Consider the following 13,369-nt stretch of genomic DNA (forward strand, 5'->3'; position numbering starts at 1 on the left):
GTTTTTTTTGAGATTTTAGCTTTTAAAAAACTAAAGGATTTATTTCTTTAACCATTTATCAAGCCAGTTGAAGAATGTTCTCTGCCAAAGAACACCATTCTGTGGTTTCAATACCCAGTGATTCTCGTCAGGATAGATGAGAAGTTCTGCAGGAATACCGCGCATACGGGCAGCGTTGAAAGCTCCCATACCTTGATTGGCATTGATGCGATAGTCTTTCTCTCCATGAATACAGAGGATAGGAGTATCCCATTTATCAACAAACTTGTGAGGACTGTTCTCGTAAGTCTTCTTGGCATTTCCACTCAGGTCCTTATTCCAATAAGCATCCTCATATTCCCAGTTAGAGAACCATGCCTCCTCTGTGTCTGTGTACATGCTCTCCAGGTTGAAAGCACCATCGTGAGCCAGGAATGCCTTGAAACGCTTATTGTGATGACTGGCGAGATAGTAAACAGAGAAACCACCGAAACTTGCACCGACGCAACCTAAGCGATCCTTATCTACGTATGGCAGATTGGCTGCTGCATCATCGATAGCAGAGAGATAGTCGTTCATACACTGACCGGTCCAGTCGCCAGAGACTTCCTCGTTCCATTCACTACCGAAACCTGGAAGACCACGGCGATTAGGCAATACCACTACATAACCGTTGGCAGCCATGATCTGAATATTCCAGCGATAGCTCCAGAATTGACTTACAGGGCTCTGAGGACCGCCTTCACAGAAGAGAAGGGTAGGGTATTTCTTGGTAGCATCAAAATTGGATGGCAACATAATCCATACCAACATCTGCTTACCATCTGTAGTCTTTACCCAACGCTGTTCGCACTTTCCGAGGTTCAACTGGTTCAGAATATGGTCGTTCTCGTGAGAAATCTGTTCTACCTTAGTACCTTTGGCATCCTTACCAGGGGTAACGATATAGATATCGGTAGGATGACTCATGCTTGCACGGGTAGCGAGAATCTTGTTGCCATTATTTGCCAAAGCTACGCTACCATAATCAGCCCAGTCGTTGGTGATCTGTTTAACTTCGCCCTTGAAGTTGGCCTGATAGAGGTTCAGGGTTCCGTGCCAAACACCGATGAAAGTAAGGCTCTTGTTGTCCTTGTTCCATACGAATCCTTCTACGTTGGAGTCAAACTTGTCTGATACATAGTTTTTCTTACCCGTAGCCAGTTCGTAAACACAAAGACGGTTGCGGTCGCTTTCATAACCATTGCGTGCCATGCTTTGCCATGCGATGTACTTACCATCAGCAGAGAATTGTGGATTGGTATCGTAACCAGGATTGTTTTTCAGATTTTCAGGAGCATTGACAGCCTGATTCTTCATGCTCTTGGTTGCATCAATCTTTGGCTCTACATAACCAGCCTCCTTGCAGAGATTCTTGGTCTCGCGCGTACCTATATTATATAAGTAGATGTCTGAGTCTGTAGAGATGGCATACTGAACGCCCTCTTTCTTGCGACAGGTATAGGCGATAGTCTTTGAATCAGGGCTCCAGGCCAACTGCTCGATACCGCCGAATGGTGCCATAGGACATTCGAATGGTTCACCTTTCAGAATATCTTCTCCCTCGTTGATGGTGCCGTTTTCTGTGACATCAGCAACAAAAGGGTGCAATATGCTCTCCACATAGTGATCCCAGTGGCGATAGTTCATGTCTGTTACCAGACGACCAGTGGCGAGTGGCAGGTCTGAAGGATTCTCCTTGATGGTGCCATGATAAGGCAACTCCTTGATGAGGATGACCTTCTTACCGTCTGGAGAGAATTTGAATCCCTCGATGCCTAACTTATCGTTGGTCAACTGCTTGCGGTCGGTTCCGTCTGGGTTCATGCTCCAGAGCTGTCCCTCCCGGAGAAAAGCAATTTTTTGTCCACCGGCTATCCAGGCAGCATCACTTTCGCTTTTGGCATCAGTGGTGAGCGCTTTTTGGTTCTTACCGTTGGCATCCATGATGAAGAGCATCTGATGACCCTTGTTTTCCTTCACACTGTAATAACCTACCTGATAAACGATTTGCTTGCCGTTAGGTGAAGCCTCGGCTGCACCGATGCGTCCCATAGCCCAGAGAGCCTCAGGAGTCATCAGGTGGTTTTCTACCTTGATCTCATTCTTTTGAATCATAGTTTGTGCATCAACTGTAGTGGTACTCATCGTGAGTGCAGCTGCAGCTAAAATCATTGCTTTAATCATTGTATTTAATTTTATTAGAGTTTTTTTCTTAACAACAATAGCGTTTATTCTCAACTTGAATAGCGCTTATTCCTATTTGAATATGGCTGGGTGAAGAGAGAAAATGTAAATGGGAGTTATTGATTATCAACTTCTTCACACACCACCATCTCAGTACCTCTGTAAATGACGACAATCTTGTGAAGTTGGGTGGTCTTCACGGCGGAAGTGACCACTTCGCTTTGAGCGTAGCGGTTCACTTGAACCTCGGCTTCTTTGAAAAGCTGTTGGATGTGTGCGTCAGTATCTTTCGATTTGGCGTACTTGAGTTCCACAATATAAGAGTGGGTCATGTCGCTATAGATGTCGAGCAGCGGACATAGGAAGATGTCAGCATATCCTTCCTGAGTATCTTTTTCGGAGATAGGACGATAGTACTGATTTTGGCAAGTCATGGCAAGCGTGAAGCCATGCACAAAATACTCCCCTTTCTGATGGTCTCGTTGGGAGGCGTATTTATGCAGGCTGTCGGCAATGTACTGGAAGTATGCCTTCCATTTGCCATCATAAGCAAGATTGCTTGCCAACTCATTCTTTTCGTAGCTGTCGAATGAGAGGTCGTTTTCTTTGTAGGTATCGAGCAGATAAGTAAATAGCTGCTCGCGCACAACCTCGTTTGGAATAATAAATTTGGTCTTTCCTTTGGATGTTCCGTCGATGGTGACCATTCCGAAGTAAAACAATAGGCTGACGAAATTGTCGGGATTGCCTATCAGCTCGGCAGGAAATCCCGACTTGAGTTCGCCTGTGATGTAATCTTGCTGCACCAGTTGCTGGATGATAGAGGCATCGTGGGCAAACTCCTTGTCTCTGCGGATGAGCATGCGGAGCTTGTTGTAGTCGGTACGGATGTTTTCGTCTATCATGTGGTCGGGCACCTCACAATCATTGTTCACATAATTGTCGATGAAGTAAAGCACCATGTTGGAGTTGTACATCGTCACTTTGCCGTACTTCTTGAGTGCAAAGCAATAGTTGTCGTACCATGGCTTCATGATTGTTATCAATTCGTCGATGGTATGGTTGAACTCGTATTGGGTGGAGTAGTATTCGAGCATGTCACGCACTTCTTTCTCTGTGAATCCCGTCAGTTCATGGAATTGGGCACTCAGAGTGTAGTTGGTGCCGATGTTGAATCCACTGGTCAGGTCGTCTAATGTGACAGGGCTGACTCCTGTCACAAATACACGGGCGATGGTAGAATCTGTACCAGCCTTGATCGTGTCGAAGAAAGTGCGCAAGTATCCCTCGCCATGAGTCTCTTTGCGATATTTGTCCAGACAGTTGGGTTCAGCAAGAATCTTGTTGGTGAAATGGTCGTATTCGTCGATGAAGAGGAACACCTTGGCATTGGTCTTCTCGCATTCACGGCACAGAAAGTTCAGTTGCTTGACCGCACCATCCAGTTGGTTCATACCTTCTTTGATGCCTTTCGGTAAATATTGCGCATATACATCGCAGAAAAAATTAAAGGCTATGCGACAATGGTCGTCTAATCCCTTTTTATAGTCATTTAGTTCTGTATTTACTATTGCAAAGTTGAGCTTGATGACAAGATATTTGTTGTGCTCGGGTGTGGGATGTTGACCGATGTAGAGATGCCCGAAGAGCTTGTCGAAGATGTTTGCTCGATTGATGTCGTAGTAATGCTCAAGCATGGAGAGAGTAAGGCTCTTGCCGAATCGGCGAGGGCGGAGGTAGAAGAAGAACTTGTTGGCTCTTTCTATTTTCTCCACGAATGGAGTCTTGTCGACATAATAGCAGTCATCCTCGATGACGGCTTTGAAGTTCATCATGCCGTAAGGGATGCGCTTGGGATATTTTCGAATGCTCGTTGATTGATTCTCTACCATATTTTTACACCTTTTTTATATTGTTCTGCAAAAATAAGGATAATTTTCCGAAAGAACAAGAAACTCTTCAAAAGATATGTTAAACATTTTACCATGTTCACTTTTCTTTGTATTTTTGTGCAAAGAAAAGTGGCTCATGAGATATTGGCTATCCACGGACAATCTCCCAGGAGCCTAAAAAACGTGCCAAATTTTAACTTGATTTTAACTCCCTACCTTTAAGGGTGTGCCAACCATACAGAATCGAATTCATTATGACAAGTCTTCTTTAACTTCAAGAGATGCTTGTTTCTGGCCTTTTTAACTGCTCTAGGTTGAGCGATGCGAGGTGTCAACGCGGAGCTACTTACCATCGAGAATGAAGGGTGATGAAGGGTGGAATTGTGCCATTCACCCTCTGAAACCCCGATAAACACAGGGGATTCCAAGGGATAGATGAAGGATGAAGGGTTTTATGCTAGTAGATTGTAAAGTCTAAAAGTTGCATAAAACAGCATCCATTTTTGTTGATAATCAATGATGCAGTATATATACTGAAGTTTCGCAAGTGAATAAATATCAACTTGCTTGTTTATAAATATACATATTACGTAGCGTATGGGCAACAGGATTACTTTCGATGAAATCTGCCAGCAACTCTGTAGCATCTATAGAGTAACGCTCTGCTGCTTCCAGAACGAAGTCCAAAATGATAGCCCATATCTTGTCCGTTACGGACAACTCGAGAGTGTCATTGGTAACCTCTGTAAAGAGACCACCGATGGTTTCATACGCTTCAAATCTCTTCACTGTACACAAGATGTTATACTGCATCATTGTCAAAGTGAAGCTAGCAATTTGAGCGGCAAAATGTACAGACTGGCATTTACCAAAGTTCAGCAAGGTCTTGCAATCCTTGTATGCAACTTCGGTAGCCCATCGTCTGGCATAAATACGATACGCTTCAAGGAAGCTAAGAGAAAGGTCTGTGGTCAACAACCCATTCCAGTTTCCCTTGCGTCCTCGTTTGCAAAAGAACAAACGGACTGGCACACCATCCAACTTAACGTCCATTGTACAATAGGTACAGCGAAGTATTTTGTTGTGTTTGCATGCCTTCTCCTTTTGCAGGTGCTTGATGATTTGCTTGGCATTCATCTTGCCATGCTTCGTTGCATAGTTGGTTTTGCCCAGTTTAATCATGCCCAACAGGTGACACTTGATATGTCTGCTGGAAATGAAACGCACAAGCTTAGTGTTTGTAAACCAGCTATCTACGAGCAAGTAATCAAAGCGAACACCTCGCTTGATGGCATACTTGACCATATCTATGGCCTTGTCTGTCTTCTTCATCAGATATTCATCCACACGATCTTTTACCGCTTGCCCTTCGTGGTCCTCGGTATAGCGAGCTTTGCGTTGCTTAGCAGTAAGTCCCTGAACCTTTTGCTTGTCCTTTCCCTCCTCACCATGAAGAGAAAAATCGAGAAAGAGCTGGCTAACGCCATCGGACAACATCATGGTCAGACACTTATAACCAAGGATGCTCTTTTGATGAACATGAGACCAGATTCTTCCTATGAGTTCGGTCGTCATACCAGTCTTAGGTGCATCAGTATCATCAATAATCAAACAAACCGGCTTGTCATGATGAACAGTTGTGCTGCTTGATATCTTCTTTATCAGCTGAAGATTCATTGCATATAGTAACTTGCGCCACTTGACGTTGCCATCATTCATAAAACGATAGAACATGTCTTTATCACAATTGAACAATTTACTCAAGGACGAGTTGGAGTATCGACTCGCATTCTTGACTACGAAGAACGGGAAGAGCATGAGGAGGTTGAGTACCTGCAAAGTGGTGAACTTGCAGTTCTCTTTCTTCTCTACTCCAATCTGGCTGGAGCGTATATTTATATGTTCCATCACACCCATAATGCACTTAATTGCACGATTATCGTCATTTTTTGCGAAAAAGCTTCGCAGATCTGAAATAATTTTTGTATATTTGCTCACGGCTTTGAAGTTTTATCTTTATTGTTTAGCGATTATAAAGATACTCATTTTCTGTGAGTTATACAAACTTCAGAGCCTTTTTTATTCCAAAATTACGTTAAATCACGCTTGTGAATTTTCACTTGCGAAACTTTAGATATATATATTTCGGTATAGGCGCATAGAGCGCACTGTTTAACTCGTTGAAAATGAGCATGTCTAATGATTATTAAAATCGCTTTTTGGAAACACTTTCAAAAAGTGCATACTGTATAAAGCTATGAAAAGGTAAAAGCAGCTTAGAATGCTATATATAAGTATTCTAAGCTGTTTTTTTATGATGTACTTGCTATTTCTTGACGATAGCCTTGTCTTCTATATTGATAACTTCTTCTAATTCGATATGGTGATAACCTTCAAGTTTGTTAGTTGATGTCAACGCGGTGCTTGTAATGATCGATTTTATATTGTCAAGACAAGGCTGTTCGCTCTTTTCTTTGCATAGAAGTGTTTCGGTCATGTTGTTGAACTTCGTTATCGTTCCCATGTTTTTTTCTTCGATGTTTCCGCCAGCCAAAACTAACTTGTCTATGAGAAATGCAACAAGGCCGTTCTTGCTTGATATGGAGCATGGTATTTTCTTGAGCTCCCACTCTGCTATGTTTCTTTTGCCAGGTTTCAATATTCCGCTTAATAATTTGGAAGTTACATTTGGAAAAAGCTTTTTGATGGTAGTCTCGGTACTCAACGGTGTGTCTACAGTCGATATTATTTTTCTGCTGATGACAATATTGGCAGATGTCTTTTTTATCGAGTATTCTACTACTCTGTTTGTCTTGAAGACACCGTTTCCGTCATGGCGTTGGGTGGTTGTTTCATTTGTCTTAATCTTGATAGTCGCTTTTTGTGCTTCATTTTGCTCTCCGAGATAGAAGATTTCTCCAATAGACAAGCTGTCTGATTGATTCTGGCTATCTCTGATAGTTTGGGCTGATACAGCTTGGGTAAGCAGCATCAGAAAAGATAAAATCATATACTTCATATATTGTAATATTATTCGCATTTCCATAATTTAGAACTAGCATACCCAACTGTAACACCCATTTTTAAAGCATCTTTATCTTTGCTTGGAATGCTTGAATTGCTAATAGTCTTTATTACGTTTTTGCAATATTGTTGCCATTCTTCTTCAGTTGTGACAAGTTCCATTCCTTCAAAATACACGGAAGTAATATCAAGCATATTGCCTAATTGTGGATAAGCTTTCTTCGTTGATTCTAGTAAAGCTTTATAATTCTGAGTCTCTACAGATGTGTTACAGATGAATTGACAAAACTCTATTGTGCTTTTGTTTAGAATGGTGTCTTTATAAGTAGTTTCTTTAGAAACTTTTGTGATTTCTGCATTTAGCTTGTTGAGGCAATCTTCGTCAGAAATATCTTTCCAAAGTGTAATGCTGTTGTCCTTTTCTAATGTCGTGTAAATGATATTATTGTGAAAAAAGCCAATGCTATCTTCAAGTGTTGCTGTTGACGAATCTACTAATATTAAGCCGTCTAAGGCCGTCTTTTTGGGTTGGATTTTAGAGGTTACTAAATTGTTATTTTCTAACGTTGCTCTTGATAATAGCGTATTTGCAGCATCAACACCTTCGATAAAACCTTGCTTTCTTGCGGACGAACATGAAGCCCCTTGGGCTGATTGCCAAATGTTTTCTCCTTTGAAAGCACCTTTTATAGCACCAACACAATCTGCAACAAAAACATTTAACACGCGTTTGAAAAATCTTGATAAAAAACTTCTAGAAGTTACGGATTCCATGTTGGTATTCATTCTGGTCAAATCAGAGTGAAGTGATGCGTAATCTTTGCTTAAAGATTCTGTGTTATAGGTTGGTTGAAAAGTACTTTCTTCCATGTTACTTCCACATGAAACCATAAATACCAATACTAAGCCAAATACGGTGTTTCTAAAAAATGCTCTCATAAGATTTTGTGAATTTAATTGTTGAATATAACGAAAATTGTTGCAAATATAGTATTTTTTTTAATAAATAGTAATATCATTCTTGCTATTTAACTTTTTTTATCATACTGGTAAGAGAGTGCTTGGGTGGTAGTTTGTTCCACTACTAGTAGTCTGTAAAGTCTAAAAGTTGAGTAAGATATATATACAGTATCATTGATTATCAACAAAAATGGATGCTGTTTTATGCAACTTTTAGACTTTACAATCTACTAGTTCTATTTTAAAAAAACAATACGCCAATAACGGAATCTTATCGCTTTGCGCCTTCAGAATCAACGTTATCCCGAACGGAATGTATGGTGGTGTGGGAGGTCGGAAAATATGAAAATAGGAGGCAAATGCCTTTTATGATTAGCATTTACCTCCTAACAGATTGATTTATTCAGCCCCTTAAAGTGGAGCTTCAAGATTATATCTTGTCGAGTGCCTGTTTGATGTCGTCGAGGATATCCTCGACATCCTCGATGCCTACGGAGAGGCGGATGAGGTCGGGGGCAACTCCGGCTTCTTTCAACTGCTCGTCAGATAGCTGGCGATGGGTATGGCTGGCAGGATGAAGCACACAGGTGCGGGCATCTGCCACATGAGTCACAATATTGATCATGTCGAGTGAGTCCATGAACTTGATGGCCGTCTCACGGTCACCCTTCAAGCCAAAGGCGATGACACCGCAGGTACCATTTGGCATGTATTTCTGAGCAAGTTCGTAATAGGTATCGTCTTTCAGTCCACTGTAATGAACCCAAGCTACGCGAGGGTCGTTGTGCAGGAATTCTGCCACCTTTTGAGCATTCTCACAGTGCTGGCGCATACGCAGATGCAGACTTTGCAAACCTAAGTTGAGGATGAATGAGTTCATTGGGGCAGGGATACTACCGAGATCGCGCATCAGTTGGGCTACAAGTTTAGTGGTATAACCCATCTTGCCAAATGCTTTCACGTATGTCAAACCGTGATAGCTGTCATCTGGTGTGCAAAGACCAGGGAACTTTTCAGCATTCGCCATCCAGTCGAAGTTACCACTATCTACTACTACACCACCCACCTGAGATGCAGTTCCATCCATATACTTGGTGGTAGAATGAGTTACGATGTCAGCTCCCCATTCAAAAGGACGGCAATTGATAGGAGTGGCAAAAGTATTGTCAACAATCAGTGGAACACCATTTTTGTGGGCGATGCGGGCAAACTTCTCGATATCAAGAACAGCACATCCAGGGTTGCTGATGGTTTCGCCGAAGACAACCTTGGTGTTAGGACGGAATGCTTTCTGGATTTCTTCCTCGCTATCGTTAGGATTGACGAATGTACATTCTATGCCGAGTTTCTTGAGTGTTACACCGAAGAGATTGAAGGTGCCACCATAAATCTCATTGGAAGTCACGATATGGTCGCCAGCTTCGCAGATATTGAAAACGGCATAGAAGTTGGCAGCCTGACCACTACTTGTCAGCACAGCACCCACGCCACCTTCAAGCTGTGCTATTTTCTGCGCTACAGCATCATTGGTAGGGTTCTGGAGACGGGTATAGAAATATCCTTCTTTCTTAAGATCGAAGAGCATAGCCATCTCTTCAGAATTGTCATACTTAAATGTTGTACTCTGAATGATAGGCACTTCAATAGGCTCACCATTCTTTGGCTGATAGCCTCCCTGTACACAGATGGAAGCTGTACGTAATTTCTTTTCCATTGTCGGTTATATTTTTAATGTTGTATTTCTATATTTACATTCCTCAATGACGCTCATTATCCTCTTTGCATTCCTTTAATTGATATCTTGTAAAACCTTGATAATCTGTGGATTATTCTATTTCATGAATACAAAATAAACTGCAGCGATGAGACAGATAAATGCAGCAGCATGATTCCAGTGCAGACCTTGTCCCTGAAAGAGGATATTAGCGATGATTGCAAAGATGATGAGAGAAACGCATTCCTGTATGACCTTGAGCTGTACGAGGTTGAAAGGACCTCCGTTATCTACAAAACCGATACGGTTGGCGGGTACCTGACAGCAATATTCAAAGAAGGCTATGGCCCAACTGAAGGCGATAACTCCAATGAGTGGCCAATGGCTACTTGTACCCGTCTGCTGAAGTTTGAGATGTCCATACCATGCCAGCGTCATGAATATGTTGCTCAATACTAATAGAAGAATTGTATAAATTCCGTTCATCATTCTTGTTGTTTTTTACTTTTTTGTGTGCAAAGGTACAATTTTTTTTTGATATTTCGATAGTTTTTTGTACTTTTGCACTCGATTTGTTCAATCAATAGAGAATTAGTTATATCAGTAAAAAGAATATGAAGATAGGATTCGATAACGAGAAGTATCTGAAGATTCAATCCGAGCATATCAAGGATAGAATCTCACAGTTTGACGGAAAGCTCTATCTGGAATTAGGCGGAAAGCTTTTCGATGACCATCATGCAAGTCGCGTATTGCCTGGTTTCCAGCCAGATAGTAAGCTCCGTATGTTTCAGAAAATCAGCGATAGCATTGAAATTGTTATCGTGATTAGTGCTGCAGACATTGAGAAGAATAAAAAGCGTGCCGACTTGGGTATCACTTATGATGAGGATGTTCTCCGTCTTCGTGGCGAGTTCCAAAACCGTGGTTTTATGGTGGGTTCTGTTGTGATTACTCATTACAACGGTCAGCCTGCTGCTACAGCTTTCAAGCAGCGCTTGGAACGTGATGGTATCAAAACCTACTGTCATTATCTCATCGAGGGCTATCCTCATGATGTCAACCTGATTGCTTCTGATGATGGTTTCGGAAAGAATGATTATGTAGAAACTGAGCGCCCTCTGGTTATCGTGACAGCTCCTGGTCCTGGTAGTGGCAAAATGGCTGTTTGCCTGAGTCAGCTTTATAATGAGAACAAGCGTGGTGTACGTGCAGGATATGCCAAGTTTGAAACTTTCCCAGTTTGGAATCTTCCATTGAAGCATCCGGTAAATATTGCATACGAGGCTGCTACTGCCGATCTCAATGATGTCAACATGATCGACCCTTTCCATCTGGAGGCATATAATAAGATTGCTATCAACTATAATCGTGATGTTGAGATTTATCCTGTACTCAATGCTCTCTTTGAGGGTATCTATGGTTCTAATCCATACAAGTCTCCTACGGATATGGGTGTGAATATGGTAGGTTTCTGTATTTCTGATGATGAGGCTTGCTGCGAGGCTTCGAAGGATGAAATCGTTCGTCGCTATTATGCTGCTACCAACAAGTTGGCTCTGGGTGCTTGTAATGAGGAAGAAATTGCCAAGATACAGATGCTTTTCAATCAGGCTAAGATTTCTACAGATTACCGTAAGGTGACTGTTGCTGCTAAGAATCATAAGAAGGAGACGGGACATACTTCGTCGGCTATTGAGTTGGAGGATGGCACCATCATCTGCGGTCATAGTAGTGAGTTGCTGGGTTGTAGTGCCGCCTTGTTGTTGAATGTCATGAAACATTTGGCTGGTATTGATCACAATCTTAAACTGATTCCTCAGTCTATGATTGAGCCTATTCAGCATACGAAGATCAGTTATCTCGGCGGTCGCAATCCTCGTCTTCATACAGATGAGGTTCTTGTAGCTCTCTCTGTTCTCTCTGAGAATGATGAGAATTGCCGAAAAGCCTTGGAACAGTTGCCTAAACTTCGTGGATGTCAGGCTCACTGCACGGTGATGCTGAGCGATGTGGATCAGCGTATCTTCAAAAAATTAGGTGTAGGCTTGACTTGCGAGCCTGTAATGAAGAAGTAATCCCAATCTTGCGATATAAAGATTACTCAATCTTGCTATATAAAGATATAAAAAAGGTGTATCAAAGAGTTTGTTAGACTTTGATACACCTTTTTTTGTTTTTATTTCTTCAATTTATCTCAAATTTTTCAATTTATCTCAGTGCCATTACTCTGCTGAGAATCAGTTTCTTATACTCTTTTTTCATGCTTTCCGGCAGGAAGGAGGCTTCTATCAGATCTATCCATTTCACGATAGAACGACGGAACTTCTTGGCGATGTTGGCAATCACCTTGTCGTTTAGTCCCGATGCTTTCATCACTTTGATGAAATCAGACTTTTGGATCTTTCTTTTTTTACCGTTCAGTGTCAGAGCGAGCTCCTCGGTATCTTCGGGCATTACGATCTTGGTACAGAGCAGGTCGTAGGCAGGAGTAAGTGCATAACCCATCTTGCGGTTATTGTAGAGCGAGAAGTTCTTGAGGTGCATATCTGCATTGCCAGTAATCCATGAGAAAATGACAACTTCCCAATAGTTTACGAGGTCGAGTTGCGAGAATGATGAATATTTTTTTAGGAGTTTCGCTATCTGCTCATAGGAACCTTTGTACTTGTATTCCGTAAGGCGTTCTGATAGTTGGCACATATCCTCCATAGGTACCTTGGTTCCATCGTCCAGTCTGTCTATTCTTCGGGTAATATAACAGAGTTCGCCATCTGCAAATCGTATCAGTCCGTGGGGAACAACAGTTATTTTGGCAGCTTCGGCGAGATGCATCGTGAGGTCTTCTATTTCTGGAAGACTGCGGTAGCGGTCGGTTTGCGGCTTTAAGATGTATTTACCCCAAAGGCCGACGATGGTGAAACGGGACGGCTCGTTCTTTCCACCCGGATTCACATCGAGTGAGAGTTTTGCCTGAACACCAGTGAGGGTTGTCTGAGCGCGTACAACCTTTTTAGCAAGGTCGCCGATTTCCTTTCTTACATAGGGTAGGACAGGGGCTTCTTTGGTACCGAAGAGTTTCTTGGCGCAAGTGGGATGATAATCTATCTGACCTGGCTTGAGCGGTTTATAGCAATATAGACATTTTTCCATATTTCTTTCTCCTTTCTAGTTTTTGGGGGAAGCATTTGTTACTTCTGCAGGTGAAGTTCCTTCTGCAGGTGAATTGTTGGTTCTTTCTGCATGAGATTCTTCAAGTGGGATGACGCTGACGGCTCCGATACAATCCTTGCAGCAGGCAAGGAGGAGCGACATTCTATCCCGCTGGTTGATTTTCCAACTGCTTTCTGCGATATTCAGCAGCCATCCTTCGGGGATCAATCCATCGAAGAAAGGAAACAAGACGGAATCGTGGTAGGGCTCATCGGATAACGGGAGTGTGAGGCTCACGGCTTCGGCTTGACTCGATGCCAGATAATCTGCATCGTAAGCGAAGGTGAAGCCTGTTTCGTCTTCCGTCAGCAGGCCTACGTATTGGTCGTAGAGATAAATCTTTCCTTGTTTCATAAAATTC

General features: G+C 42.2%; 10 protein-coding genes. 1 reads left to right on the forward strand and 9 read right to left on the reverse strand.

Annotated features, from left to right (window positions below):
• Positions 1–39: 39 nt before the first annotated feature.
• From KUA50_RS03200 to KUA50_RS03230, 7 genes are all read right to left on the reverse strand, one after another.
• A complete protein-coding gene (locus tag KUA50_RS03200; RefSeq protein ID WP_218458215.1) occupies positions 40–2,205 on the reverse strand; it encodes an alpha/beta fold hydrolase in 2,166 nt (721 codons plus the stop codon).
• A 116-nt stretch (positions 2,206–2,321) separates the two neighbouring features.
• Positions 2,322–4,073, reverse strand: coding sequence for an AAA family ATPase (locus KUA50_RS03205; RefSeq protein ID WP_413777449.1), 1,752 nt, complete (start codon positions 4,071–4,073; stop codon positions 2,322–2,324).
• Positions 4,074–4,655: 582 nt separating this feature from the next.
• A complete protein-coding gene (locus KUA50_RS03210) occupies positions 4,656–6,095 on the reverse strand; it encodes a transposase (protein WP_413777421.1) in 1,440 nt (479 codons plus the stop codon).
• A 328-nt stretch (positions 6,096–6,423) separates the two neighbouring features.
• A complete protein-coding gene (locus tag KUA50_RS03215; protein WP_218456334.1) occupies positions 6,424–7,116 on the reverse strand; it encodes a hypothetical protein in 693 nt (230 codons plus the stop codon).
• 11 nt (positions 7,117–7,127) lie between these two features.
• Positions 7,128–7,991 (reverse strand): hypothetical protein, encoded by an 864-nt coding sequence (locus KUA50_RS03220; protein ID WP_218456333.1) that lies wholly within the window; start codon positions 7,989–7,991, stop codon positions 7,128–7,130.
• Between the two features lie 520 nt (positions 7,992–8,511).
• Positions 8,512–9,795, reverse strand: a complete 1,284-nt coding sequence (locus KUA50_RS03225; RefSeq protein ID WP_218456332.1) for an O-acetylhomoserine aminocarboxypropyltransferase/cysteine synthase family protein — start codon at positions 9,793–9,795, stop codon at positions 8,512–8,514.
• Between the two features lie 117 nt (positions 9,796–9,912).
• Positions 9,913–10,281, reverse strand: a complete 369-nt coding sequence (locus KUA50_RS03230; RefSeq protein ID WP_022111679.1) for a DMT family protein — start codon at positions 10,279–10,281, stop codon at positions 9,913–9,915.
• A gap of 128 nt (positions 10,282–10,409) precedes the next feature.
• Here KUA50_RS03230 and KUA50_RS03235 point away from each other — a divergent pair, with 128 nt between their 5' ends.
• A complete protein-coding gene (locus tag KUA50_RS03235) occupies positions 10,410–11,873 on the forward strand; it encodes a DUF1846 domain-containing protein (RefSeq protein WP_218456331.1) in 1,464 nt (487 codons plus the stop codon).
• 133 nt (positions 11,874–12,006) lie between these two features.
• Here KUA50_RS03235 and KUA50_RS03240 read toward each other — a convergent pair whose 3' ends face one another.
• Positions 12,007–12,948 carry a HipA domain-containing protein gene (locus KUA50_RS03240; protein WP_022111677.1) on the reverse strand — a complete coding sequence of 314 codons (942 nt, stop codon included), beginning with the start codon at positions 12,946–12,948 and terminating at the stop codon, positions 12,007–12,009.
• A gap of 15 nt (positions 12,949–12,963) precedes the next feature.
• Positions 12,964–13,362 (reverse strand): HipA N-terminal domain-containing protein, encoded by a 399-nt coding sequence (locus KUA50_RS03245; RefSeq protein ID WP_022111676.1) that lies wholly within the window; start codon positions 13,360–13,362, stop codon positions 12,964–12,966.
• Positions 13,363–13,369: the final 7 nt, after the last annotated feature.

Origin of the sequence: Segatella hominis (assembly GCF_019249725.2) — a bacterium.
Taxonomy (GTDB): Bacteria; Bacteroidota; Bacteroidia; order Bacteroidales; family Bacteroidaceae; genus Prevotella.